Below are 25,006 nucleotides of genomic sequence, written 5' to 3' on the forward strand. Positions count from 1 at the left end.
GGGCAATCCGTTCGAGAACTTTGTGTGAAAAATGGTGTATTGTCACAAGAAGATTTAGAGTTAATTCTAGATCCATTTGAAATGACACACCCAGGGATTGCAGGAGCAACTCTTTTAAAGAAAAATTAAAAGAAGAGGGGGACAAGCCCCTCCTCTTTTTTACAATATAGGGAGGTTATAAGTAAGTATACAGTGGCGGCTAATGGTTCATAGAAACAAAATTAAGAGGAGCAAAAATATGATTTAAATAAAGAGGATTTATTAAAACATCCTATCACATTAACAACAAGCTTACATGAATTTTTATAAAGAACTATGACCAACCATGAATAAATAGTTGGCCATAATTATCTTAAAGATCCATATCTTTTAATCCGGGACTATGCTCATTTGGCATTTCAGGAAGCTCTGGTACAGGAAAACCTTTTGGCGGGTCAGTTACTGTTAGTGTTCCTTTGTTTCTACTTGGTGATTCACCTTGGAATATTTCTCCCATTCTTGTTGGATCTAAACTAAAATTAAATTGTGCGTTATGGAACCCCATGTCTACATACTTTCTGCACTCTGGGTATTTATTAATATCATAGTTCGGCACAGGGAAGAGTTTCCCCCATTCAACCCCAAGTGTCTCTAAAGCTTTTGCAAAAGCATTTTGATGTGCATTATCACGTACAATTAAAAATGCAAGTGTTTCTCTAAAGGTTTGATTGGAACTCATTTCATAAATTCTAGTTTTTTGAAGTACACCTGTAGATTCAAGTACGACATTATCTAATAAATCGCTAATTAAGTTTCCATGACTATATACCCAAGATCCATTCCATGGGTTACCAGCTGCATCAACAGGTAATGAACTTTGAGCACCTACAATAAAGTGATGAGGATTTGCATGTTTAACCGCTTCGTCAAGTGGTGCTGTGTCAATACCAGCATTTCCTGGCGTAGGTTCACCAGTTCCAGTTAATAGTTGATTAATTGTATGTTGTACAAGTTCTACATGGCTTATTTCCTCTAAAAAAACACCTCGAAGTAAATCACGATATTGCTTCTCTTTACCTCTAAAATTTGAGCTTTGGAAGAAGTATTGCATCATTGTACGCATTTCACCATAATGCCCACCTAATATTTCTTGTAAAACTTTTGCAGCAGCTGGATCTGGTTTATCCGGCTTAATCATATTAATTATTTCATCTTTATAATAAAACATGAAGTACACCTCTTTTTTAAGTTAGTTAACATTGTTATAGTTTCCAATAATAGGATGTTTATTACTTATATTTCTCTTTTCTCTGATTGTGGGTTTTTCTTCAAAAATGTGAAGGTGTGAAACAACCATTTTAAAGTTGAGATGAGTGTGGGGAGATTTGAACTTGTATTACTTTTAAATAAAGTCACGGTGTTATTAAAAAAAGAAGCATTGTTTTGAAGAAGGACGAGATGTTTATAAAAAATTTACCATGATTTACTCCTTTGTGTTAAGTGACAAGAAAGTTGTTTCATTAAAAGGCCATTTTGTGAAATAAGAGGAAAGGTCTCATTCTCAATTTTAATAGACATTTTAATTCGCGTACTGATAGAATAAGCAGAAATATAATATAGGTGGGATGGAATTGAGAAAAAGATTAGGCTGCTTACACGCCCATTATTCGAATATAGAATATATAGAAAATGCACTTTCTTCATTTAACATTGAATTAATCCATTTTGTTGACCCGGCATTAATGTATCGAGTTACATCAAATGAAAATTTCCTAGAATCAGATGCTCAACTGAAAGTTAAAGAGCAAATAGAATGGATTGCCCAATGTAATGTTGATGCTATCCTTATTACTTGCACAAACTATATTGCAATTTTACAGGAAGACCAACTCTCAACATCAGTGCCAATTATTAAAGTTGATGAACCTTTCTTTGATTACATCAGCAATATACAGCAACCTCAGACAATTCTTTTTACAAATCCTGCAACTGTTGAAGGTACAGTAAAACGTCTTAAACATCATGCTAATAACTATCAAAAATCTTTAGATTTAGAAGTTATTGTTATAGATAGTACTTTTGAATTGATAATGCAAGGGCTAAAAGAAGAATACAACCAAGAAATTACAAAGTCCTTAAATCAAATCATTAAAGATGAAAAAAAAGTTATCTCCGTTGCTCAATTATCTATGGTTGATGCATCTCAGCAAGTTGAGTATAAAACATCTAAGACTATTATTAATCCATTGAATACATTAGTATCTTACATTGTTAATCAATTAGAATTAGAGAAGAAAAATCAGTTATAAACTGATTTTTCTTTCAGCTAAAGGGCGTTTTAAATGAGCAAGGATCACAAAAATTATCAAACTTTTTTATAAAAGGATGATTCAATTAAATATAGAAAAAGCGTGTTTTAATCAAAAAAATTTTCAAAACACGCTTTTTCTATTTGTTCTTTTATCAAGGTTTATTAAATTAATTGAATCAAGCCTTATACAAAAGCTACAACTTGCATTTTTTGTATAATAAAGAGGGCATAAAAGAAGGTAGGATGTAATCAAAAATAACTACTAGTTTTGGGTGAAAAAGATAAGGGCATGGATTTTAATCTTATCTTTAGCTTTAAGAATAGTTAAAAATAATCATTTAAAAAGGATGTATTTTCAAGGCTTCAAAATGACTTTTATACAATCATCTTCCCGATTATTAAAAATTTGATAACCATAGCTCGCTTCTTCAAGGGGGATTTTGTGTGTAATAATCTCTTTTGGATCGAATTCTTTGTTTGTTATTTTTTCAAATAGTTCCGGCATAAAATGAATGACAGGTGCTTGTCCCATTTTCAGATTAATATTTCTAACCCAAAATGCTCCGAGTGGAAATGCATTATAATTACCACCATAAACACCAGTCATTTGAACTGTTCCATATTTTTTTACGGCTTTCGTAGCAATTTGAATAGGACCGAGGGTACCACCTTGTAGTTTTAATTTTTGTTCCAGAAATTCTAGAGGCGATTTTTTACCATCCATGCCTACGCAATCAATGACTACATCCGCACCGCCATGTGTGATTTCTTTTAAATGTTCTCCCATATCAGGAAATTTTGTAAATTCAAATACCTCAACATTGTTAATCTTTTTTGCATAATTTATTCGATAATCTAAGTAATCGACTGCGATTACGCGTTTAGCACCTTGCATCCAAGCGAATTTTTGTGTCATTAATCCAACAGGTCCACAACCAAGGACAATAACAGTATCACCTCGCTTAACACCTGCATTTATTACACTCCAATAGGCTGTTGGCAAAACATCCGATAAAAAGAGTAGGGATTCATCTTCAAGTTCGCATGATTCCGGTATAACAAATGGAGTGAAATTTCCAAAAGGAACTTTTAAATATTCAGCTTGTCCGCCCGGATGGTTACCAAATTTCTCTGTATAACCAAAGTATCCACCAGAATCGTAATGAGGGTTCGAGTTATCACATTGACTTTCCATTTCGTGTTGGCAATAAAAACAATGTCCACAAGCAACATTAAAGGGGATAACAACACGATCTCCTTTTTTCACTTTAGTAACATCTGGGCCCACTTCTTCAACAATTCCCATTGGCTCATGGCCAATAATGTATCCTTGAGGTAAAGGCATGTTACCTTGATATAAATGTAAATCAGAACCGCAAATAGCGGTTGAAGTAATCTTTACAATAATATCATCTTTTTTCTCTAACTTTGCATCATCCACTTGTTTAACCTGTACTTGGTTTGGTCCTTGATAGGTTACAGCTTTCATAATTTTATATCTCCTTTTGAATCATTTCTCAAGACATACTTCATATGTATCTCTTTATACAACAGAAACCTTTCTTACACTCATTACAATGGGAATACACATAGTGTTGTTATGAATATGAAATATTTTATAGCAACTTTTTTCTCATTACTTTTAGCACTATTTTAAGAAGAAACCCAATATTTATACATAATCTAATTCCCATAAAAAGGATAACTATTTTTTCATAATTCGTAGCATATTAAAAACATTGGAGGTGAAACGATATGACAAACAATAACAGTGGAAGTCGTAATGAATTGTTAGTTCGAGGTGCTGAACAAGCTCTTGATCAAATGAAATATGAAATTGCACAAGAGTTTGGTGTACAACTGGGTGCAGATACAACAGCTCGTTCAAATGGATCTGTTGGTGGTGAAATTACAAAACGTTTAGTAGCAATGGCTGAACAACAACTTGGTGGTAGAGCTAACCGCTAAGAGAATTAGTATAAAATATAGCAAATATGTAAATCAATTTCTTTTGTGTATGTATAAAAGCAAACCCTTATAGTAAATGAATTCTCACTCAAAGATTATTGATAATCTTCTTTCATAATCTTTGGGTATTTAATTTGTAAACTACTTTCCTAAACAATAAACACGTGGTGTTGGAAAGGTGTTTTCCATGCATAGTAGAAAATCTTTTGCAGGAAAAAGCATACTTAAAAATTTGATTTCAATATTGAAATCAATATTTTTCATGATATTTTCGAAAGGGAGGAATTTAAAAATGGGTATATTAAGTGGAAATCCTCAAAATGAACCTTTACATTACGGAGAGGTATTTGACATTTGGAGTTATCTTCTTGCTGCACAGGGTGCGATTGCAAGCCACCAAGTATTTATGAATCACACAGGTGATGAAGATTTGAAGAAGTTTTTAGAAGGCTTAATTGAAAATGATATGAATTCGGAAATAGAAGAATTAAAGGCGCTTTTAAAAGTTAATGGGGTCGCTTTACCGCCTGCTCCTCCAGAACGACCAGTTGCATCTATCGAAGATATTCCTCCTGGAGCACGTATTAATGATGCAGAAATTGCGGCAGCTGTTTCTGCAGGATTAGCAGCTGGACTTGTGACATGTAGTCAAGTAATGGGAAAATGCCTTCGAGAAGATGTAGGCATGTTATTTGGACAATTTCATATGAAAAAAGCGCAGGCAGGTGTAACATTGCTACGTTTAAGTAAGAAAAAAGGATGGGTAGTTCCACCTCCATTACATGTAAGAAATTCAGATCAAGCTTAATAAGCAAAAATAAAAAAGTGGCGTTGGCCACTTTTTTATTTTTTAGATGTATCCTCAAGCTTGGATTTATTTATTGTGGAAGAATCTATATATTCATCTGATATTTCCATAGCGTATTTATCATGATGAATATGATTGTGATTTCTTAATTCATTGTCGTTACGCAGTACTAGCCTCTTCATATAAATGTGGAAGAAAATTTCTGTTCCACCAATAATTAAAGCGGCTATAAATGAAGAAAGTCCAATGTTACGAGTAGCATCTAAATTAGTAAACAAGGATGTAAGTAACCAAATTCCAAAGAAGCTTAAGCCTAAATCGGCTATTGTAGCAATCATATTTCCGTATTTAGGTAAAATGAAGAGATCTCCGATTAAATAGGCAGCTCCTGTAAGGAAAAGAGAAATTAGTAATACTTTAGGAATTGAAATGCCTTTAAAGATACTAAGTATAATTAGTAATACTGCAGTTATTGCTGTGTATTTAATTAATAAAGCAACAATATGTTTCATCATTTTCCTCCATTGTTTAAAAGTATATGGAATAAAATATTTCATTAAAAACGGGTTATGCTGTTAAATAGCTTAACCCGTTTTATGTTGTAATGGAGGCCTATTTATGATATCCCATGGCACGTAAGATGTATTTCGTTCTCCTATACATGATTATTTTTGGTTTAAAGAGGATCAACTATACCTTTGAATTCACGGTCGTAATTACCAATTAATTAGCTATATATTTTAGCATGTAATTTAACATATTAAAGAAAGAAGGAGGTGAATGAACATGTCAAACAATAACAGTGGAAGTAGCAATCAACTATTAGTACGTGGCGCTGAACAAGCTCTTGATCAAATGAAATATGAAATTGCTCAAGAATTTGGCGTACAACTTGGTGCAGATGCAACAGCTCGTGCAAACGGATCTGTTGGTGGTGAAATTACGAAACGTCTTGTATCATTAGCTGAGCAACAACTTGGCGGTGGCGTTACTCGTTAATTTTATATATGAAATGGATATAGAGGAGAGGCATGCCGTCTCTCCTTTCCCATACATTTTTTTAATAAATAAGCTTAGTAGCGTTACAATTTTTTCGACTTTATTTGTTTAACTGTTAGACTCTCGAGGTTTTAAATACATAATTAATTTTTGTGAAATAAAAGGATAAAAGATAAGAGGTTATATTTGATGCGAAAGGGGCAGAAAAAATGAAATATGAAGCGTTATTTACAGTTGAGATTTCTGTAGGAAGTGAAAGAGTAGCAAACCATAAAATAAAGGCTCATGATGTCGTTGATGTTGTTGAAAAGCTTGCTGAGAAGTACTTAAGTGATCATGAGGGGCATTCTCAAAATGAATAAAGGAGAATAGTGATATGACCTGTCATGATGTTAAGAACGAAACGAAAGAAAAAAAAGATTTAAAATGGTGGCAACTCTCACTTATTGGGATTGGTTGTACAATAGGGACCGGCTTCTTTTTAGGATCCAGTATAGGAATTAAAATAGGCGGTTCGTCAATTATTCTTATTCTTATTTTAACTGGATTTACTACTTATATTGTATTTGAAGCATTGGCAAAAATGGCTGTAGAAGATCCGCAAAAAGGATCTTTTCGCATTTACTCAAAAAAAGCTTTTGGAAATTGGGCGGGTTTTAGTCATGGATGGACATATTGGTGTTCTGAACTGCTTATTATGGGCAGCCAGTTAAGTGCGTTAGGAATCTTTTCACGCTACTGGTTTCCTAAAATACCGTTATGGATATTTGCTGCTATATATGGAGTAGCGGCTATATTAATTATTTTTATAGGGGTAAAGATATTCGAACGTTTAGAGAAATGGATGGCTATTATAAAAATCGCTGCTATTATGGGGTTTATTGTAATTGCTATTTTAGTTATTTTAGGATTTATAAAGGGTGGTTTATATAAAGCACAAATTCCGCGGGATTTTAAAGACTGGTTCCCAAATGGATTAAAAGGCACTTGGTCCTCTCTAATTTATGCATTTTATGCATTTGGAGGAATCGAAATTATGGGGTTAATGACAATAAGACTGAAAGACCCTAAAGATGCACAAAAATCAGGAAGAGTAATGTTAATGATTTTAACGATTATTTACGTAGTCTCTTTAGGGTTGGCAATTATGATGGTTCCATTAAACCAGTTTAATACGAAAGAAAGCCCTTTTGTAATAGCATTACAAGACTATAATTTGCCGTATGTGCCATTTATTTTAAATGTAGTATTAATTTTAGCGGGTTTTTCAACATTAGTTGGTTCATTATTTGCAGTGACAAGTGTATTAATGAACTTAGCTGAAGAAGGTGATGCACCTGCAATGTTTGCTAAAAAAAACAAAAAAAACATCTCTTTCCCAGCTCTAATTCTTATTATAATGGGACTTGGTGCTTCTATCCTTAGTGCTTTATTACTACCCAAAAATATATATGAATATGTAACAACTGCAGCTGGACTAATGTTGTTATATACATGGAGTTTAATTCTTCTTTCATTTTGGAGATTAATGAATCCAAAAGGTTGGATGCAGATAAAAAGTATTATTGGTCTTATTATGATTGCACTAGCTGTTAGTGGAACACTATTGCAAAAAACAACGCGTTTTGGTTTCCTAGTGAGCTTGTTGTTTTTAGGAATAGTTATTATTGTTACTGTAATTGTTCATTTTGTCTCAAGGAAAAGGAATACAGCTATATGAAGAATCTATTTTTACACAATATGAGTAGTATGTAACAATTAAATAATAGAAGCTATTGAAAAATGATTTGGTAAGTTTGAAAACCAAAATATAATCCATAAATAATAAGTGATATTCCAGATACTACCGTTATAAGAGACAATATGCGAGCATTCAAAATTTTACGAAATATACTAGATGTACTCGCCATCGTAATATCCCAAATGAAAATACCTAAAATAATACCAAAGCTATATAACAAAAGCTGCTCTTTATTATAGGAAGAAGCGGCTTTTGCTAATATAGAGCCGAAAATTCCAAGCCAAAATAGAATTGTTAATGGATTCGATAAAGACATAAAAAAACCAGAAAAAAAGCTTTTAATAATTGAATCATCATTTCTAGTATTACTAATGCTAATTTGATTCGCATTTTTTAAACTTTCAATGCCTGTATAGATTAAAACAAAAGCGCCGAAAGACCATAAGAAAAGTTTTATGATATCTTTTTCGAGGAAATGAATTACACCTAAATAAACAAGTGCCATGTAGATAACATCTGCAAGTAAGGCTCCTATGCCAAGGATCCAAGCGTGAAAAAACCCACTCCTAATACCTTTTTCTAGCTGCGCAGCATTTATAGGTCCCATTGGAGCAGATAATGATAAACCTAAGAAAACATAGCTTAAAAATATGCCCACGTATAATATGCTCCTCCCACTAAATTTGATCTATATTAAATCTATTCAGTGGTTAAAGTTTGTACAACTAAATAATAAAAAACGGAGTGAATTACTTATTTTTATGAAAGTATTTTATGATTCGAGAAAATGGACACTTGGATGGGATGGTTTCATCATCACGTAAAAAATATTGCTGCCATTCATAATTATCTTTTTCACCATAATCTTTCAGAGAGGGATGAATAGGAGCTTTGTCATAAGCGGCTAGACGTTGACGTATTAAGTTTTTTAGTTTTCTACTGCGTTTCTCAGAATTCATAATCCCCTGTAAAACCCATCTAGGGGTTAAAGCAAGCATCATACATGAAAAATGTCTACTTTGTCTATTGACATGAGCGGGTGTAGCGCAGTAAACGAAATATGATTCATTATGATAACAAAATTCCCAAGTATTCTCCATAGGGTCATTTGGAATGTGCGTAGGCCATTCCATCTCGTCCAATCGACTAGTTGTATTAAGTAGAGACCAATAAATATGTTCAAAATCTTCAACTGTAGTTTCTCGCAGTAAATCTATTGGTGTATGAATAAAAACAATAAGTGAGGCGTATTGACCTGTGTCTCTAGAACATTCGGTATATTCTTTAAGTAATGCAGCAAAACTCTCACTAGTATTCGTATCTCTAGGATCACCAATAAATCCGTACCTGAGGTGATTTGCTGTAAAGCCGTGTTGAGCTGGTATACAAGGAAACAGTTTATCTTTATCTGTCATTTTTAATTTAAAAGAACGGAAAGCTTCTCGTTGCCAATGTGGAAGGGTAATAATATTTTTTTGTAAAGAATCTTTATCATAAAGTATAGTCATCTTTTTATCCCTCCTAAGTCATAATATCTAACCTATTAATTATTTAAGAATAGGTGACTAACACAGCTTAAATAACTATTTTTCAATTTATTTTAATTATAGGATTTAACGAATAATCTCTGCAATATAGTTACTTTAATAGTTAATATCTAATAATGTATAAATTTAAGTAACCATAAAATTTGAAAAATATATAAGGAATATGTAGGTACAATGTTCACATTTATATTTTCTAACTAATATGGTTTATAACGAAACAAGAAAGGATGTATTATGATGGGGATTTTTAAGGAAGAAAAAATTAAATTTATAGATTGTAAAGGCGAAGAAGTCATTTTGAAAATCAAAATTAAGGATATAAAAAAGTAAGGAAGAGGAATTAAGGATACTTTATTGTGATTAACATAGAAGGATGAAAAGTAATCATGAATTAGATTGAAATGAATTCATGTAGTATAGGCCCTTTTTGAATTTTTTTGCATAGTGTGGCATGAATGAATATTAAGGGGGAACGTCTATGTCTTATCCTAATCAGCTAGCTTGGCATGAAACATTGGAGTTACATGAATTAGTAGCATTTCAAGCAAACGGTTTAATCAAATTAAAAAAATCAGTTAGGAATGTACCTGATCAAGCACTTCAATTGTTATATATTAAAGCTATAAATGCCATCCAAAACAATCTACAAGAGTTAGTACAATTTTATCCTTATGCTCCTGGATTTCAATCGCAGCATCGTGATGACACTGGATTTTACGCTGGAGATTTACTTGGATTAGCAAAGACATCTGTTCGAAACTATGCAATAGCGATTACCGAAACTGCAACGCCGCGACTTAGAGAAGTTTTAACCCGTCAAATAAATGGTGCTATACAATTACATGCACAGATTTTTAACTTTATGTATGAACGTGGTTACTATCCAGCTTATGATTTAAAGCAACTATTAAAAAATGATGTTCAAAATGTGCAAAAGGCAATACAAATGCAATATTAAAATGAAGATTTGGAAATGATCATTAGAGAAAAACTATAGTTTATTTACAGAGGATCAAATAGTTAAGACTATATGGTAATTTCCATTGTTAATAAATTGAGTAAATGCTAAAAATATAGATTCATTCTAAAATGTTAAAGAAATTATACTAGCGCTATTTTAGAATGGTGAACCCCTTAAAGCTTTTTTAGTGAGTTTTAATCAAATATTAAATACGCTTGAGAATAAGTATTTATATGATACATCTAATTGAATGTTATTTTCCTTTGGCACTAAGTATGTTTAGCACGTTTTTCTTTTGGGAAAAATAAGAATATACATTAGTGGAAAGGATAGGATTTAATGGTTACCAAAACCGATAATACAAGCTATTTAACCTCTTCTGTTTATTTGACCCGTAATCTATGGTCAGGTATCTTGTTTGGGCTAGGGTTAGTAGCTTTTATAGATGAAACTATTTTTCATCAACTGCTACATTGGCATCATTTCTATGATAAATCTACAACAGATATTGGACTCATTTCAGATGGTCTTTTTCATGCTTTTAGTTGGTTTGCAACGATTGGTTCCTTGTTTATGGTTGCTGATCTTCGCCGTAGAAATGCATTTTGGTTGAAAAGATGGTGGAGCGGATTAATGCTTGGTAGTGGTGGATTTCAATTATATGACGGTATAATTCAACACAAACTAATGAAAATACATCAGATTCGATACGTAGATAATGTTCTTATCTACGACGTAATATGGAATATAATTGCGACTGTAATGCTCTTAATTGGCATACTGCTAGTTTTTCAGACAAGAACTGATGAAAGATTATTGAGAGGTAAAAGCTTAAATGAACAATAACCATCTTCATCATGAAATATGGAATGCACTGGATATTGTACTATTCGTATTCATTTTAATTATGTTAATAATTTATATAGTAGCCACGATTTTATCAAATCGCCATTACAAACGATGGCCGTTATATCGAAGTGTCTTCTGGGTTTTAGGACTTATTTGTGTGGCAATAGCAGTTGTTGGGCCCTTAGCTCATCGTGCTCATAATGATTTCACAGTGCATATGCTTGTGCATTTACTTCTTGGGATGCTTGCTCCAATTTTTATAGCATTAGCCGCTCCAATGACTCTTTTTTTACGAACGCTCAATGTGAGAACAGCGCGACGTCTTTCAAGGATACTAAAGAGTAGGTCTCTACAACTTCTTACTCATCCAATTATCGCAACCTTGCTTAATTTAGGAGGACTATGGATTCTCTATACGACTAGCTTATACTCGATGATGCACGAAAGTATACTTCTTCATTTATTCATACATTTCCACGTTTTTATTGCAGGATATCTGTTTACCACATCAATGATTTATGTTGATTTAATATCCCATAGGTATAGCTATATGTACCGGTCAATTATTTTAATAATTGCATCAGCTGGTCATGGGATATTATCAAAATACATATATGCTCATCCGCCTGCTGGTGTAGTTACTGAACAAGCTGAAACTGGGGGCGTGCTGATGTATTATGGTGGGGATTTCATTGATATTGTTCTTATTTTTATACTTTGTTTGCAATGGTCTAGGGGTAGCAGACAGAGAACAAAAGTTAATAATGTAGTAAGGTCATGGGATGTATCGGGTTTTTTGAAACTAAAAACTTTGAAATGAAATTTAGTTAAACTGTATTATGGATTAAGTATGGTATGAACAAAATTTAAAAAAGTATGTTAAAAGTAAAAAGAGCAGTTATTTCTTATGACTGCTCTTTTTTATGGTAAGAAGTACAACCTGGGTAAGAAGCAGGCTACACTACAGGTAGTGTTTGCAGAATATTGAGTTTTATTCAACAAGGATAGTTCCATTCTTAAAATAGAGATGTTGCCTAAGGTTATTATTTTTACATATTTTAACATTATTTGATGTTTTGATTTTGTGATACATTTTAGTTTTTTGTTTAATTTATCTTTTCATCTATATATTTTCCGTAATCAGGTACAGCAATTTTATCAAATTCTTGAACGAGTGTTTTGAGGCTTGTTGATAGCAATTCACCTGACATCGGTATCCCATGTCCAGTAATAGCGGCTAGAGGCTTTAACTTCTCTAGTTTTATAACTGATTCTTTAGCAACTTTCCAGTCTGTTGTTAAATAACGAGGCGGACCACTTATTTCCTGTTCCTGAGTAATTACTTTATATAGATATTCCTGCTTCACCGTAACAAAAGCGTCCCCAGCAATTAAAGTTCGGTCTTTTTCTCGGAATAATGAAATATGTCCTGGAGTGTGTCCTGGAGTATGAATCCACCTAAACTCTGGCATATGGGGAACAGTTCCATCTGTAGGTAGCACTTTTATGCTATTTCCTAAATCAATCGGTTCGTTAGGGAATAGAGGGGACATTTTCGCTACCATCCCACCTTCAACTGTTGGATCTGGTTCAGGATAGCTTTGTTGTCCAGTCAGGAACGGTATCTCCATTTGATGGGCATAGACTGGAACATCCCAATACTTGATGAGTTCAATTATTCCACCAACATGATCAAAATGCCCGTGAGTTAAAATGATTGCTTTTGGGCGGCTGTTTGTACCAAATCGATCCTCAGCGACAGAGATAATTTCATTTGCACATTTAGGCATACCAGCATCAACTAAAACAAAATCATTGCTCTCGGGATTTCCAACAAAACAGATGTTGACGATTTGAATCGTGTAACAAAATAAATCAGGCAATACTTCGATGCCATGACCACTTTCAATTGAAGTTGCTGGAATAAACTTGTAATCACTTCCATAATTCATCTCATTGTCCACTTTTTATCCCCCTTAATATATGTTAATACGACATTATAGTTCCCTAATTTTGAAAATCCATTTTGGAGGATTTGAGAAAAGAATTAGTGGGGGATTACAAAAAACAATAATTTACTCCTAGAATTAAGGTGGAGACGTATCAATTTATATAAAGTACAAACAAAAAATATTGATTGTAAAGTTGTAGTTTCTACTATTTTTTTGAGTTTAAGTGTATATCTTTTAAGAGGACATACCAAGTTCTTTTATTTTGATAATTACTTGAAACTTGAATAGGGAAAACATGATCAAGCCCCCATTCTAATTCGTTTATTTCATTTTCAAGTCCTGTTGGATAGAGTAAAAGAATTTTAAAATTATTTTTAACAATATTTGATAAAACTGTTTGTAATTCTAGCGCTTCAGTCAAGTTTCCGCCCCATCTAACAAATAAAATGGATTGTGAATGATGAATTTTTTCGTAAAAATTATCAATTCTTCGATCTAATTTTTGTTTAAAATCATGGTATGTGATGAACCAATCTTCATTTGGAATAACAGGGAAATCATGATAGGATGTTACGTTATATTTTGTGTCTTTTATAATATGAGAAAAAACAGGTTGTATCACGCCATCATTAAACACAATATTTTGATCCGGCATTGCGTGCATGTTTTTTAAATCCATAAAGTCTATAAAATTATTTTTCAATAATTTGTTGATAGAAGAAAGATTCGGTGATTCAAACCAATCTAGAGGACCTGAATATTTCCGCAGCCTATATTTTTTTAGATGAATAGCAGTATAACAATTTTCCCCTAAACTAATAACATCATCATAAATGCCTTGAGGCCCTTTCATTTCCAATACAATCATCCTTTTTTTAGAAAAATTAGAAGGTATATATAAATTCTAAAAAGCGTTACTATGACACAGAATATGCTTTTGAAAAATAGGAGAACTGATTCATTATAAATAATATATGTATGTATAAAAACTCCTGTGAAAAGGCTCACAGGAGGATAAACTAAAGCGTATTTCGGGTTATATACCATTTGTTGAGGTAAGAATTGTGTGTGATAATTAATGGCGTTTTTATAAAAAAAGTGGAAAAACAGAACTACATTGAAGTGAGTTGTGAGTAAATTATAATTTGAAATTGAGCGAAAATAAGAAGCCCCAATTGCAGAATGAAGCAACTGGGGCATTTTTTAATCTCTTCCTAACTTAATTATATCATGTAAATCAAGTTCGAAATAGACTGTTTATTCTCATGTACTACTGCTACAATCAAGAACACATGCATAGTAAGGAGAGATGTTATATGAGTTCTTTCGTTCTCGATTTTCAGGAAATAGAAAAAACGCAGCTTTCACTTGTCGGTGGAAAAGGCTTGAATTTAGGGGAGTTATCCAATATTCAAGGGATACAAGTGCCAGAAGGATTTTGTGTTACAACGGTAGGATATGAAAAGGCTATCGAGCAAAATGAAGAGCTTCAAACTTTATTGCAGCAGCTAACAAAGTTGAAAAAGGAAGAGCGAGCTCAAATTGGTGAAATCAGTAAGAAGATTAGAGAAATCATTATGGCAGTAGAAATCCCTTCTGATGTAGTGGAAGCGGTAGCTCAATATCTCTCACGTTTTGGAAATGAACATGCGTATGCAGTTCGTTCTAGTGCGACGGCTGAAGATTTACCATATGCCTCGTTTGCTGGTCAACAAGATACGTATTTAAATATCATTGGAAAAGAAGCAATTTTGCAGCATGTAAGAAAGTGCTGGGCTTCTTTATTTACAGATCGAGCAGTCATGTACCGTATGCAAAATGCTTTTGAACATAATCAAGTTTCTATATGTGTTGTCGTTCAAAAAATGGTTTTCCCGCAGGCTTCGGGCATTTTATTTACTGCTGATCCAGTTACTTCCAACCGAAAGGTGTTATCAATCGATGCCAGTTTTGGACTTGGCGAGGCATTAGTATCGGGACTCGTCTCCGCTGATAATTATAAAGTAAAAGAAGGCGAAATCGTCGATAAGGTGATTTCAACTAAAAAAGTAGCTATCTATGCTTTAAAAGAGGGTGGAACAGAAATAAAACAAATTGATCCGGCTCAGCAAAAGATTCAAACATTGTCTGAACAACAAATTTTACAATTAGCACAGATCGGAAGGCAGATCGAAGCTTATTTCGGTTGTCCGCAAGATATCGAATGGTGTTTAGTTGATGATGCATTTTATATTGTCCAAAGCAGGCCAATCACGACTTTATATCCAATTCCGGAAGCAAATGATCAGGAAAATCATGTGTATGTATCGGTTGGTCACCAGCAAATGATGACTGATCCTTTGAAGCCATTAGGAATGTCTTTATTTCAGTTAACATCCTTTGGACCGAGGTTTCAAGCTGGGGGAAGGCTGTTTGTTGATGTTGCACAAAGATTGGCTTCGCCTACTAGTAGAGAACTTTTATTAAATACGATAGGGAATTCGGAACCACTTATTAAAGATGCATTAACGACTGTAGTCGAGCGAGATGATTTTATTAAATTGTTACCAGATGATGAAAAAGAAAAGAGTGTTGGTAAAAGCGGGCCACCTGTAAGCTCGCAACCACAAATCGAAAACAATCCGGCAATCGTTATGGATTTAATAAAGAAGAGTCAAGCATCAATCGAAGAGTTAAAACGAAACATGCAAACGAAATCAGGGGTGGATGTACTTGATTTTATTTTGGAAGATATTCAGCAATTAAAGAAAATACTATTTCATCCGCAAAGTATGGCTGTCATTATGGCAGGTATGAATGCTTCAACATGGATCAATGAAAAGATGGAGCAATGGCTAGGTGAAAAGAATGCAGCGGACACCCTTTCTCAATCAGTACAAAATAATATTACTTCAGAAATGGGTTTAGCATTAATGGATGTTGCTGATGTGATTCGGCCATATCCAGAAGTTATTGCGTATTTACAACATGTAGAAGATGATAGCTTTTTAGATGAACTTGTTCAGTATAAAGGCGGAGAAAAAGCTCGAGATACAATCGTTGCTTTTCTAAATAAATACGGAATGAGATGTAGCGGCGAAATCGACATTACGAAAACGCGCTGGAGTGAGAAGCTAACAACCATTATCCCGATGATTTTAAATAATGTAAGAGACTTTGAATATGGTGCTAGTAAGCAGAAGTTTGAAGAAGGGCTGCAGGAAGCTTTGAACAAAGAAGAAGAGTTATTAGAGCGATTACAGCATTTGTCAGATGGAGAACAAAAAGTAGAAGAAACGAAGCGAATGATTCGTAACATCCGTAATTTTATTGGCTATCGTGAATATCCGAAATACGGCATGATTAATCGTTACTTCATATATAAGCAGGCGTTATTGAAAGAAGCGGAGAAACTTGTGCAGAACGGTGTCATTCATGAAATCGATGATATATACTACCTAACTTTTGAAGAACTTCATGAAGTTGTTCGTACGAATAAACTAGATTACGAGGTTATTCATAAACAAAAAAATGATTACAAAGTATATGAAAAACTAACGCCTCCGCGTGTAATGACGTCTGATGGAGAAATCATTACAGGTAAATATAAACGAGAAAATCTCCCGGCTGAAGCGATCGTAGGTTTGCCGGTTTCTTCAGGAGTGATTGAGGGGAGAGCTCGCGTTATTTTAAATATGGAAGATGCGAATTTAGAAGATGGAGATATATTAGTTACTGCATTTACTGACCCTGGCTGGACGCCGTTGTTTGTTTCTATAAAAGGGTTAGTCACTGAAGTTGGCGGACTCATGACACACGGAGCAGTGATTGCACGTGAATATGGATTACCAGCAGTCGTTGGAGTAGAGAATGCTACGAGATTAATAAAAGACGGACAACGAATTCGGGTACATGGAACTGAAGGGTATATTGAAGTGTTGTAATGAAATAAAAGATCATCCGCTATAAATAGTGGATGATCTTTTTATTTTGCAACAACTCACTTTTTTAACCCAGCTGCATAAAAAGGTCCATGAACTGCGATTGTTGATAAAATACGAGCAATTTCCTCAGGTGTTTCTTTTTGCCCGTTATTTAACCATTGCTGAATAACACCAATATGAGCAGATGCCATATAAGAAGCTAAGTATTGGCTTGGGACAAGTAAGTTCTCTTTATTAATGAGAGCGCCATTCGTATCTTCAAATAGTGTTTTCCACATAAAGTCTTTCAGTTTTGTTTAGAAAGATAAATCTCCTTTTGGGCTAAGTACAGCTCTCATAAAATCACTATTTTCATTTAGAAATTCAAGAATAGAAGTGATAAGTAGAAATGGCATTGTTGGGGAAGGATTTGATCCAAGATCTGCAATCACTTCTGGAAACTTTCTTTTTGCAATGCTAGAAAACTCATACATAATTTCTTCTTGGCATTTCGTCATTAAATCAAATTTATCTTGATAGTGCGCATAGAAAGTACCGCGATTTATGTTTGCTTTCGTTGTAATATCTTTCACTGTAATAGCGTCGAAACCTTTTTCTTCAATTAATTCCACAAATGCATTTCGTATGGCAGTTTTCGTACGAACAACACGTAAATCTAAATTACTATCACGCAAAGTATGTCCCTCCTTAATTTTATTCAACACATTTCAAGAATGTGTATGATAACGGACACATTCACGATTTTTGATTATTGTATAAGGTTCAACTCGAACATATAATTCAAAATATAAATAAACAACACGTTGTTGGTTATTATAAATTAAATTACAGGAGGAGAAAAGAAAATGTTTAAAAATAAACTTTTATTGTTATCACCAGTTGTTGCACTACTTGTAGTTTTTATTTTTTCATTAACATTATTTCCAACCGTTCAACCTAAGCCGAAAAACTTGCCAATCGCAATTGTAAATGAGGATCAAGGAGTAGAAATTCCGAATCAATCGAAAATGAACATGGGACAAACGATTGTTGATAATATGAAAAAGACATCAAAATCAGAGGAAGAACCTGCGGTAAAGTGGGTAGAAGTAAAAAATAAGGAATCCGTGCAAAAAGGTTTAAATAATCAAGAGTATTACGCAGCATTAGTCATTCGGAAAGACTTTAGTACAAAACAAGCATCATTACGAACACCACAACCATCTTCAGCAGAGGTAGAAATATTCATAAATCAAGGAATGAATACAGCAGCATCAACTGTGGCAGGACAAATGTTGAATGGTGTAGTAGATAATATGAACAATACTGTTCGTACACAACTATTAGAAGGATTGAAAGCAAAAGGAGCTACTTTAACAACAGACCAAGCTGCGAAATTAGTAACACCTATTGTAAAGAACGTGACAAATGTGAATGAGGTCGGAAAAAATAGTGCGAACGGTAACTCACCAAATTCATTATTCCAGCCGTTATGGATCGCAAGTTTAGCGAGTGCAGCGATTATCTTTATTGCGATAAGTAAAATGCCGGTAGGTTCAAGAAAAGAAAACTTTTTATTAAAATTAAAACAAATAGTAGCTGGAGCAGTTGCGACAATTGTAATTGGGTTTGGTCTGACATGGATTGCGGATGGAATGGTAGGACTAAATATCTCAAATTTCACCGATACGGCCTTATTTTTATCCATTACATCGTTTAGTTTCTTCTTAATGATATCAGCGGTACTTTCACTAGTTGGACTAAAAGGAATTGGTGTATTCGCACTCTTACTATTCTTCGGTGCACCGTTATTATCATTAGCACCTGAAATGTTGTCGTCATTTTATCAAGACTGGGTTTACACTTGGTTACCAACGCGATTTATGATTGAAGGGCTTAGAGGAATATTCTTCTTCGGAAAAGGGTTAAGCTGGAGTACACCTGTTACTGTGCTCGTTTGGATTGGTGTGGTAAGTATTGTTATTATTTTAATGACTGCTTTCAAACGTAGTGCAATAAAGGAACATAAAACGGAATTACACGCATAAAAGATAAAAAACGTTTCACTAGTAGTGAAGCGTTTTTTGATTCTTATTAACCTATAGGGAAATTGATATATATAATATGAAACGAAAATGAAAATAAATAAGGGGCGAACAAATGAAAAGAGGGATTTTTGTAGAAGTTTCAAATGAATATGACAATCTACTTTGGAAAGTGTTAAAGCCAATCAATATTGCTTCATTTAATTGGCGAGTGGGGAATGAGGAGTCCTACTTAATAGCGCGTGTTGGATTGGATGAGGCACTATTTCCAGAGGAACCAAGTGTAGTGGAAGGATTAGATTTGAAAAATTTAGTTGAAGGCAACATATATTATCTCATTTTTGCAGATTTAAAAGCGTATCCTAAAGGAGAAATAGCAATAGATATTGAAACATATGAAGAGTTTAAGGAGAGTAAGTGTGAAGTAGTCGTATTAGTAGCGGATGGTGATTACATACAAATTTATGTGAAAGATCAAGAAGCAATTGAAATGATGTATGAAAACGCACTAACTCAAGGATTTTATGTAGAATATATAACAGATGAGAATGACGGTAGAACGTGTTTGTCAGTATAGTAGTAATTTAAAAGGGGAAACACAATATGGAGAGAACTACAGTTCAAGAATATACAATTCGAATTGCTACGGAAGATGAAAGTAATAGCATTATTACTCTATTAAAAGAAGTAGCAAAGTGGCTACAACATAAAAAAGTAGATCAATGGCAGTATCTTTTAGGAGAAGAAGCAACGACTGAAATATTAGAAGGCATAAAAGAGAAATATACGTATGTTGTAATGAAAGAAGAGGAAATTGTCGGTACAGTTACAGCATCTCCTAAACAAAATGAATGGGAGGAACATATTTTTGGTAAAGAGGAAGTTTCTAATTCATTATATATTCATAGATTTGCGGTGAAACGGAAGTATAAGGGGAATGGAATAGGAGAACACATTTTACAGTGGATAGATGAGAATATGCAAAGTGATAAACAGTATTTGAAGTTAGATTGTGTTGGACATAACCGTACATTAAATGATTTTTATAAGAAAAATGGTTTTGAATATATCGGTAGTAAGGATGGACATAGTAAGTTTCAAAAAAGAAGGAGGAAGTGAATGAATTCAATTAACGTAAGTTTAGTAGAAAAGTTAATACAGGAACAGTTTCCTGAATGGGCACATTTAGAAGTGAAACCTGTAAAGTTTAGTGGGCATGATAATAGAACGTTTCACTTAGGGGATGAGATGAGTGTAAGATTGCCAAGTGAGGCGGCATATGCACCGCAAGTAGAGAAAGAAAATAAGTGGCTACCTATATTAAGTGAGGAGCTTTCTTTACCGATTTCTACACCACTTGCGAAAGGGAATCCATCTGAAGTGTATCCATGGCCTTGGTCTATTAATAAGTGGATAGAGGGAGAGACCGTTACGAAACAAAACGTTCGTGACTTAAGTGAATTTGCGGCAGACTTAGGATTATTTTTAGTAGAATTGCAATCTATTGATGCAAGTAAAGGACCGGTAGCTGGAGCACATAATTTTTACCGAGGCGGGCTTATATCTGTATATGATGAAGAGGCGAGAGATGCTATTGAAAATAATAAGAGTGTTTTTGATGAAATAGTATTAAAGCATCTTTGGGATTTAGCACTTCAGTCAACATGGGAGAGTAAACCAGTTTGGGTTCATGGAGATGTTGCACCAGGAAATCTACTCGTTAAGGATGGAAAGCTTTGTGCCGTAATTGATTTTGGTATTTTAGGAGTAGGGGATCCGGCTTGTGATGCAGCGATGGCATGGACGTTTTTTGATAAGAATAGTAGAGGTGTATTTAAAGAAGCATTGCACATAGATGAAGAAACGTGGAATAGGGTGAGAGGATGGGCACTTTGGAAGGCGTTAATTACATATGATGCGAATAGAGATAGTAATGAAAAAATAGCAGAAGAATCGTATCGTGTCATTCAAGTGATTACTGATGATTATGGGAAGTAATAAAAAAGTCTATTTTGAATTATACAATCAAAATAGGCTTTTTTATATGATTAATCGATACTTAAAGCTTTTTTACCCATTTGGTTATAACTGTACTCAAATCGGGATTTTACCATTGGTTGATCTTTTTTACCGTCTAATGGGTCATTATAATAAATGTTACGATCATCTACACCAGTTATGATAATAGTATGTGCATTTCTGTATCCATTTACAGTTTTTCCTTGAGGTGTTTGCCAAATTTGTTCTAGTTGTGGAGCAGTTATTTTGTTTCCTACCCAGGCTACAACTGGTTTACCATTACGTACATAGCTTTCTAATACAGAGAAATCCTGTCCTGTTAAATCTGTACCTCTTGCATGTTTATCAAGTAATTGTTTCAATGGTGCCGGGTTAATAGAGTAACCATAACTTATTCCTCTTACATCACCAACGAATCCGATGTCTGGATCACCCCAAACTGAAATTTTTCCATCTCCTGTAGTCTTGCGTCGAGTTGTATCAAATGGCATTTGATTAGCAAAGTCTACTTTATTTAATGAACGTCCTGTATAGTATTCTAAAAGCATTTGGAGTGAAACAACTGTACTTCCTTTTTGTAGTTCCGGCAATTGATTAATGGCAGGAACATTTAAGAGGAGCTTTGGACGTAAGAGATAAGACATGTTTATCCATTTTGGTCCTTTATCTGTAAGAATTTGTACCCATCCGTCATCTCCTATAGCTAATTCTTCTATGCCACCTTGTGGAGCATACTTTCCAGATATTTTAGAAGAAAAATTAGGGCTATCGTAAGCGAAAAATGTTCTTGGTATGTATGTTAGTTCTTTTCCTTCACCCTCTTTTAAATATGGATTCATCCATTGAAGACCTTCGCTAGTGCGAATTTTTAACCAGATGCTATTTTCTTCAACGACTGTTACAGTTTGAGGGGGATATTTACCAACCACGTATCCTGTTCTTGACGGTCTATCAAAGGTAACAAAGTTTTTATCAATGTATACTTGTTTCTCTTTTAATGGTGTCCACTTTAACCCATGATCCGTAGCAATTTTAATCCATCCGTTTTCAGATTCATCGAATACAGTAACGGTTTGTGGTGCATATTCAGCAAGTATACCTGAATGAAGAGAGGTCTCAGGATAAATAAAGTAATGTTGTTTCATAGTAACTTGCTTTAATTTAATTTCTTTATCTTTCGATTGGTCTGTGCGAGCAACTAAACTTGCAGCTTCTGCACGGGTAATAGTTTTATCTGGATACCAATGACTACCACCATAACCCAGTGAAATACCAAGAGCAACAAGAAGATTGGCCGATTTTTCACTCCAGTGTCCTTTTAAATCTCGGAATACAGTAGGGAGTTTTTCAGTGGCCTTTTTGTCTAAGTTATATGAATGAACAAGCATAGAAGCCATAGCCGCTCTTGTTAGTTTTCCAGAAGGCTCGAAATTACCATTACCGACTCCTTTAATAATCCCAGCTTTTTCAACTGCAGCAATATAAGGAGTGGCCCAATGTTCTTGAGAATCTTTAAATGATGGTTTTGCTGAAGTGTCTATTTGTAAGTTTAATATTTTTGCCATGATAATTGCGGCAGAAGCTCTATCGATTTCAAGGTTAGGTCCAAATGTACCGTCTGGTAAGCCAGATAAGACTTTTTTCTTTACTAAATAATCAACGGACGGCTTTGCCCAGCCAATAACATCGGGAAACTGATAGTAGTAATCGTCTTCGTCAATCTCTAACTGCGCATTATTTTTTTGTGTTACAGTTTCACTCACAGCTAAAGAACTAGATGGAGTGATGATAGCACCAAGTAGCAGTGCACTTGCCATAGTCATTTTTATTGTTTTCAAATTTCCATTCTCCTTCTATTTTTATGTAGGTTAATTTAAAGAGTAAATTGAAAAAATAAATAACATTGTTACAAAATAATTGTTTTAAATGCATATATGTAACATTCATGAAGAATATTATATGATAATTTTTGGAGACTGACAATAAAAAGTAAGATTATTGCTTGTATAATTTTCAATTGAAAAGAAGGGATTCAATATAAATATACAGAATATTTAGATAATAGGAGGTGTCGAATTTTGAGTGAAATTGAATTAAAACGGAATGTAATTAAGACAGGGAGTGAGAAGGGGACTATTCTTCGGTTTATACTCGCTAGTCTCGTTGGGGTATTTATGTTTTTCGTACCAGTTACGATAAATGGTGCTTCGTCCATTATGATTGATCATATCGTTTCATGGATCAGGACTTCTGTTCCGAGCGTAGTACCTTATTACGCACTACTTGTTATGGTAATGGGTGCGATTTACCCGTTTTATACGAAAAAATGGAATGCATCTATCGTAGATGTTTGTTTTTCTATTTTAAAAGTAGTCGGTGTTGTTTTCGGTGTACTATATTGTTTTAAAGTGGGACCAGCTTGGTTCTTTGCGCCAGATGTAGGACCGTTTTTGTATGAGAAACTAGTAATATCGGTAAGTTTACTCGTTCCAATTGGCTCGGCTTTTTTAGCGTTATTAGTCGGATATGGATTGCTAGAATTTATTGGTACATTTTGCCGTCCGATTATGAGACCATTATGGAAAACACCAGGACGATCGGCAATCGATGCGGTTGCTTCCTTTGTGGGAAGTTATTCGCTTGCGCTTCTTATTACGAACCGCGTATATAAAGAAGGAAAGTATACGACAAAAGAAGCAGCTATTATTGCTACAGGTTTTTCTACAGTTTCTGCTACATTTATGATCATCATCGCAAAAACATTAGACATTATGTATTTATGGAATGTTTATTTTTGGACTACTCTTGTTGTAACATTCATCGTAACTGCTATCACCGTAAGAATCCCGCCCCTTAGTAGAAAACCAGATACATATGTAACGGAAGAAGGGTTCCCAGAGCCTGTTTATAAAGAGAAAATGCTAGAACGCGCTTGGGAAGATGCGTTAGAAGTATCGAAATCTGCACCAAGTATTATGAAAAATATCGCAGTGAATTTAAAAGATGGATTTATTATGACGATGGGAATTTTACCATCCATTATGTCAGTAGGATTAATTGGTATCGTCTTAGCGAAATTCACGCCAATATTTGATTGGATCAGTTATATTTTCTATCCATTTACATGGCTATTACAATTACCAGAAGCAGACTTAGCTGCTAAAGCGGCATCCGTAGGTATTGCAGAAATGTTTTTACCATCTCTTTTAGTTGTAAGTGCACCACTTGTGACAAAGTTTGTCATTGCGGTTGTTTCGGTCTCATCTATATTGTTTTTTTCAGCTTCCATTCCTTGTATTTTATCGACAGACATTCCGTTAAAAGTATCTGAACTTATTGTTCTGTACGTGCAGAGAACGATATTAACGTTACTTATAATTACGCCGATTGCTTATTTGTTACTTTAAAGTTTTAAAAAGATAAAGCTATAACAAAAGAAGCCTTCTGTAAAAGGAAGGCTTCTTTTATTTGTTATTTTTATTAAGCTAATAAAGGCAAATACCCTAAAAAGAAAAAATTATACATCTTCAGGTGAAATTGTATAATTTTTTGAAGATTTATTTGTTGTTCGTATATGACGTAATACTTCTTAAGAAAATTCCTAACCCTGCAAAAAAGAATCCTAAGCATAATAAGCTTCCTGGCGTTCCCCAAGTGATTTGATCTAGCATTTTTATACCCTCCCATTTACCCCATATTAATTAACCGTAAAACTTTCACTGATTAAAGTTTTTCTTTATTATTATATAGTATTTTTAGGGTTTTATCCAGATTTATCCATACTATCAACCTGAAAAATTGATCCATAAATGAAAAAACAATAATCTTTTTGTAAAAATAATAGAGTTTTAGATGTGCAACTCTTTAAAGAACGCACACTAGACTTTTAGAAAAACTTCACATGAAATGAAACCAATATAAATTT

The 25,006-nt window shown here is 33.9% G+C and carries 23 protein-coding genes and 2 pseudogenes; 16 read left to right on the forward strand and 9 right to left on the reverse strand.

What is annotated here, in order from left to right; all coding sequences use genetic code 11:
* A pseudogene (locus ACQVV1_RS22250) lies at positions 1-129 on the forward strand (aspartate ammonia-lyase); the annotation flags it as partial.
* A 223-nt stretch (positions 130-352) separates the two neighbouring features.
* On the opposite strand, the gene ACQVV1_RS22255 reads toward ACQVV1_RS22250, so the two are convergent.
* The gene (locus ACQVV1_RS22255) at positions 353-1,207 is read right to left on the reverse strand and encodes a manganese catalase family protein (RefSeq protein ID WP_242252686.1); all 855 of its coding nucleotides are present in this window, start codon (positions 1,205-1,207) and stop codon (positions 353-355) included.
* Between the two features lie 397 nt (positions 1,208-1,604).
* Between ACQVV1_RS22255 and ACQVV1_RS22260 the strand changes: the two genes are divergently transcribed.
* Positions 1,605-2,288: a hypothetical protein gene (locus ACQVV1_RS22260; protein WP_063223532.1), complete on the forward strand. Its 684-nt coding sequence runs from the start codon at positions 1,605-1,607 to the stop codon at positions 2,286-2,288.
* Positions 2,289-2,645: 357 nt separating this feature from the next.
* Here ACQVV1_RS22260 and ACQVV1_RS22265 read toward each other — a convergent pair whose 3' ends face one another.
* Positions 2,646-3,779: a zinc-dependent alcohol dehydrogenase gene (locus ACQVV1_RS22265; RefSeq protein ID WP_242252687.1), complete on the reverse strand. Its 1,134-nt coding sequence runs from the start codon at positions 3,777-3,779 to the stop codon at positions 2,646-2,648.
* Between the two features lie 266 nt (positions 3,780-4,045).
* Between ACQVV1_RS22265 and sasP the strand changes: the two genes are divergently transcribed.
* Both sasP and ACQVV1_RS22275 read left to right on the forward strand, forming a co-directional pair.
* Positions 4,046-4,258 (forward strand): small acid-soluble spore protein, SasP family, encoded by a 213-nt coding sequence (sasP, locus tag ACQVV1_RS22270; RefSeq protein ID WP_046959866.1) that lies wholly within the window; start codon positions 4,046-4,048, stop codon positions 4,256-4,258.
* Between the two features lie 292 nt (positions 4,259-4,550).
* Positions 4,551-5,066: a DUF3231 family protein gene (locus ACQVV1_RS22275; protein ID WP_242252689.1), complete on the forward strand. Its 516-nt coding sequence runs from the start codon at positions 4,551-4,553 to the stop codon at positions 5,064-5,066.
* 35 nt (positions 5,067-5,101) lie between these two features.
* Here ACQVV1_RS22275 and ACQVV1_RS22280 read toward each other — a convergent pair whose 3' ends face one another.
* On the reverse strand, positions 5,102-5,578 hold the full coding sequence (locus ACQVV1_RS22280; RefSeq protein ID WP_242252690.1) for a YndM family protein: 477 nt from the start codon (positions 5,576-5,578) through the stop codon (positions 5,102-5,104).
* A gap of 274 nt (positions 5,579-5,852) precedes the next feature.
* On the opposite strand from ACQVV1_RS22280, the gene ACQVV1_RS22285 reads away from it, so the two are divergent.
* From ACQVV1_RS22285 to ACQVV1_RS22295, 3 genes are all read left to right on the forward strand, one after another.
* Entirely contained in the window at positions 5,853-6,065 is a 213-nt protein-coding gene (locus ACQVV1_RS22285; protein WP_000069660.1) for an alpha/beta-type small acid-soluble spore protein, read from the forward strand.
* Positions 6,066-6,274: 209 nt separating this feature from the next.
* Positions 6,275-6,427, forward strand: a complete 153-nt coding sequence (locus ACQVV1_RS22290) for a hypothetical protein (protein ID WP_000872953.1) — start codon at positions 6,275-6,277, stop codon at positions 6,425-6,427.
* Between the two features lie 14 nt (positions 6,428-6,441).
* Positions 6,442-7,785, forward strand: a complete 1,344-nt coding sequence (locus ACQVV1_RS22295) for an amino acid permease (RefSeq protein ID WP_242252691.1) — start codon at positions 6,442-6,444, stop codon at positions 7,783-7,785.
* Positions 7,786-7,837: 52 nt separating this feature from the next.
* Here ACQVV1_RS22295 and ACQVV1_RS22300 read toward each other — a convergent pair whose 3' ends face one another.
* A complete protein-coding gene (locus ACQVV1_RS22300) occupies positions 7,838-8,464 on the reverse strand; it encodes a LysE family transporter (RefSeq protein ID WP_063223527.1) in 627 nt (208 codons plus the stop codon).
* A 91-nt stretch (positions 8,465-8,555) separates the two neighbouring features.
* Positions 8,556-9,314, reverse strand: coding sequence for a YqcI/YcgG family protein (locus tag ACQVV1_RS22305; protein ID WP_242252692.1), 759 nt, complete (start codon positions 9,312-9,314; stop codon positions 8,556-8,558).
* Positions 9,315-9,831: 517 nt separating this feature from the next.
* On the opposite strand from ACQVV1_RS22305, the gene cotF reads away from it, so the two are divergent.
* The 3 genes from cotF (at position 9,832) to ACQVV1_RS22320 (ending at position 11,983) form a co-directional block, all read left to right on the forward strand.
* Positions 9,832-10,311, forward strand: a complete 480-nt coding sequence (gene cotF, locus ACQVV1_RS22310) for a spore coat protein CotF (RefSeq protein ID WP_242252693.1) — start codon at positions 9,832-9,834, stop codon at positions 10,309-10,311.
* 342 nt (positions 10,312-10,653) lie between these two features.
* Complete coding sequence (locus ACQVV1_RS22315) at positions 10,654-11,160, forward strand: DUF2243 domain-containing protein (RefSeq protein WP_000256787.1); 507 nt, start codon at positions 10,654-10,656, stop codon at positions 11,158-11,160.
* Positions 11,150-11,983, forward strand: coding sequence for a cytochrome c oxidase assembly protein (locus ACQVV1_RS22320; protein ID WP_242252695.1), 834 nt, complete (start codon positions 11,150-11,152; stop codon positions 11,981-11,983). The genes ACQVV1_RS22315 and ACQVV1_RS22320 overlap by 11 nt, the downstream gene beginning before the upstream one ends.
* Before the next feature lie 286 nt (positions 11,984-12,269).
* Here ACQVV1_RS22320 and ACQVV1_RS22325 read toward each other — a convergent pair whose 3' ends face one another.
* Together ACQVV1_RS22325 and ACQVV1_RS22330 are read right to left on the reverse strand one after the other, a co-directional pair.
* A complete protein-coding gene (locus tag ACQVV1_RS22325) occupies positions 12,270-13,127 on the reverse strand; it encodes an MBL fold metallo-hydrolase (RefSeq protein ID WP_309259028.1) in 858 nt (285 codons plus the stop codon).
* Between the two features lie 193 nt (positions 13,128-13,320).
* Positions 13,321-13,983, reverse strand: coding sequence for a DUF1796 family putative cysteine peptidase (locus ACQVV1_RS22330; protein WP_242252698.1), 663 nt, complete (start codon positions 13,981-13,983; stop codon positions 13,321-13,323).
* Between the two features lie 448 nt (positions 13,984-14,431).
* On the opposite strand from ACQVV1_RS22330, the gene ppsA reads away from it, so the two are divergent.
* On the forward strand, positions 14,432-17,038 hold the full coding sequence (gene ppsA / locus ACQVV1_RS22335; RefSeq protein WP_242252699.1) for a phosphoenolpyruvate synthase: 2,607 nt from the start codon (positions 14,432-14,434) through the stop codon (positions 17,036-17,038).
* Between the two features lie 56 nt (positions 17,039-17,094).
* On the opposite strand, the pseudogene ACQVV1_RS22340 reads toward ppsA, so the two are convergent.
* Positions 17,095-17,712 (reverse strand): annotated as a pseudogene (locus tag ACQVV1_RS22340) (TetR/AcrR family transcriptional regulator).
* Positions 17,713-17,883: 171 nt separating this feature from the next.
* On the opposite strand from ACQVV1_RS22340, the gene ACQVV1_RS22345 reads away from it, so the two are divergent.
* The 4 genes from ACQVV1_RS22345 to ACQVV1_RS22360 all read left to right on the forward strand — a co-directional run bounded on the left by ACQVV1_RS22345 (position 17,884) and on the right by ACQVV1_RS22360 (position 21,060).
* Positions 17,884-19,065: a YhgE/Pip domain-containing protein gene (locus ACQVV1_RS22345; protein WP_431169519.1), complete on the forward strand. Its 1,182-nt coding sequence runs from the start codon at positions 17,884-17,886 to the stop codon at positions 19,063-19,065.
* Between the two features lie 112 nt (positions 19,066-19,177).
* The gene (locus ACQVV1_RS22350) at positions 19,178-19,639 is read left to right on the forward strand and encodes a DUF2691 family protein (RefSeq protein ID WP_242252702.1); all 462 of its coding nucleotides are present in this window, start codon (positions 19,178-19,180) and stop codon (positions 19,637-19,639) included.
* A 26-nt stretch (positions 19,640-19,665) separates the two neighbouring features.
* Positions 19,666-20,181: a GNAT family N-acetyltransferase gene (locus tag ACQVV1_RS22355; protein ID WP_309259025.1), complete on the forward strand. Its 516-nt coding sequence runs from the start codon at positions 19,666-19,668 to the stop codon at positions 20,179-20,181.
* On the forward strand, positions 20,182-21,060 hold the full coding sequence (locus ACQVV1_RS22360; RefSeq protein ID WP_431169520.1) for an aminoglycoside phosphotransferase family protein: 879 nt from the start codon (positions 20,182-20,184) through the stop codon (positions 21,058-21,060).
* Positions 21,061-21,110: 50 nt separating this feature from the next.
* Here ACQVV1_RS22360 and ACQVV1_RS22365 read toward each other — a convergent pair whose 3' ends face one another.
* Positions 21,111-22,919, reverse strand: coding sequence for an S-layer homology domain-containing protein (locus ACQVV1_RS22365; RefSeq protein ID WP_431169521.1), 1,809 nt, complete (start codon positions 22,917-22,919; stop codon positions 21,111-21,113).
* Positions 22,920-23,159: 240 nt separating this feature from the next.
* On the opposite strand from ACQVV1_RS22365, the gene ACQVV1_RS22370 reads away from it, so the two are divergent.
* Complete coding sequence (locus ACQVV1_RS22370) at positions 23,160-24,488, forward strand: YjiH family protein (RefSeq protein ID WP_309259022.1); 1,329 nt, start codon at positions 23,160-23,162, stop codon at positions 24,486-24,488.
* The last annotated feature ends 518 nt before the right edge of the window (positions 24,489-25,006 follow it).

The organism is Bacillus basilensis (genome assembly GCF_050630465.1).
Lineage (GTDB): Bacteria > Bacillota > Bacilli > Bacillales > Bacillaceae_G > Bacillus_A > Bacillus_A basilensis.

What these genes read in the sequence shown, in the direction of transcription:
- ACQVV1_RS22350 (WP_242252702.1), top strand. Translation starts at nt 19,178, where the DNA reads ATGAAAAGAGGGATTTTTGTAGAAGTTTCAAATGAATATGACAATCTA.
- ACQVV1_RS22315 (WP_000256787.1), top strand. Translation starts at nt 10,654, where the DNA reads ATGGTTACCAAAACCGATAATACAAGCTATTTAACCTCTTCTGTTTAT.
- ACQVV1_RS22345 (WP_431169519.1), top strand. Translation starts at nt 17,884, where the DNA reads ATGTTTAAAAATAAACTTTTATTGTTATCACCAGTTGTTGCACTACTT.
- ACQVV1_RS22285 (WP_000069660.1), top strand. Translation starts at nt 5,853, where the DNA reads ATGTCAAACAATAACAGTGGAAGTAGCAATCAACTATTAGTACGTGGC.
- ACQVV1_RS22360 (WP_431169520.1), top strand. Translation starts at nt 20,182, where the DNA reads ATGAATTCAATTAACGTAAGTTTAGTAGAAAAGTTAATACAGGAACAG.
- ACQVV1_RS22330 (WP_242252698.1), bottom strand. Translation starts at nt 13,983, where the DNA reads ATGATTGTATTGGAAATGAAAGGGCCTCAAGGCATTTATGATGATGTT.
- sasP (WP_046959866.1), top strand. Translation starts at nt 4,046, where the DNA reads ATGACAAACAATAACAGTGGAAGTCGTAATGAATTGTTAGTTCGAGGT.
- ACQVV1_RS22305 (WP_242252692.1), bottom strand. Translation starts at nt 9,314, where the DNA reads ATGACTATACTTTATGATAAAGATTCTTTACAAAAAAATATTATTACC.
- ACQVV1_RS22260 (WP_063223532.1), top strand. Translation starts at nt 1,605, where the DNA reads ATGGAATTGAGAAAAAGATTAGGCTGCTTACACGCCCATTATTCGAAT.
- ACQVV1_RS22295 (WP_242252691.1), top strand. Translation starts at nt 6,442, where the DNA reads ATGACCTGTCATGATGTTAAGAACGAAACGAAAGAAAAAAAAGATTTA.
- ACQVV1_RS22265 (WP_242252687.1), bottom strand. Translation starts at nt 3,779, where the DNA reads ATGAAAGCTGTAACCTATCAAGGACCAAACCAAGTACAGGTTAAACAA.
- cotF (WP_242252693.1), top strand. Translation starts at nt 9,832, where the DNA reads ATGTCTTATCCTAATCAGCTAGCTTGGCATGAAACATTGGAGTTACAT.
- ppsA (WP_242252699.1), top strand. Translation starts at nt 14,432, where the DNA reads ATGAGTTCTTTCGTTCTCGATTTTCAGGAAATAGAAAAAACGCAGCTT.
- ACQVV1_RS22275 (WP_242252689.1), top strand. Translation starts at nt 4,551, where the DNA reads ATGGGTATATTAAGTGGAAATCCTCAAAATGAACCTTTACATTACGGA.
- ACQVV1_RS22355 (WP_309259025.1), top strand. Translation starts at nt 19,666, where the DNA reads ATGGAGAGAACTACAGTTCAAGAATATACAATTCGAATTGCTACGGAA.
- ACQVV1_RS22320 (WP_242252695.1), top strand. Translation starts at nt 11,150, where the DNA reads ATGAACAATAACCATCTTCATCATGAAATATGGAATGCACTGGATATT.
- ACQVV1_RS22290 (WP_000872953.1), top strand. Translation starts at nt 6,275, where the DNA reads ATGAAATATGAAGCGTTATTTACAGTTGAGATTTCTGTAGGAAGTGAA.
- ACQVV1_RS22255 (WP_242252686.1), bottom strand. Translation starts at nt 1,207, where the DNA reads ATGTTTTATTATAAAGATGAAATAATTAATATGATTAAGCCGGATAAA.
- ACQVV1_RS22280 (WP_242252690.1), bottom strand. Translation starts at nt 5,578, where the DNA reads ATGAAACATATTGTTGCTTTATTAATTAAATACACAGCAATAACTGCA.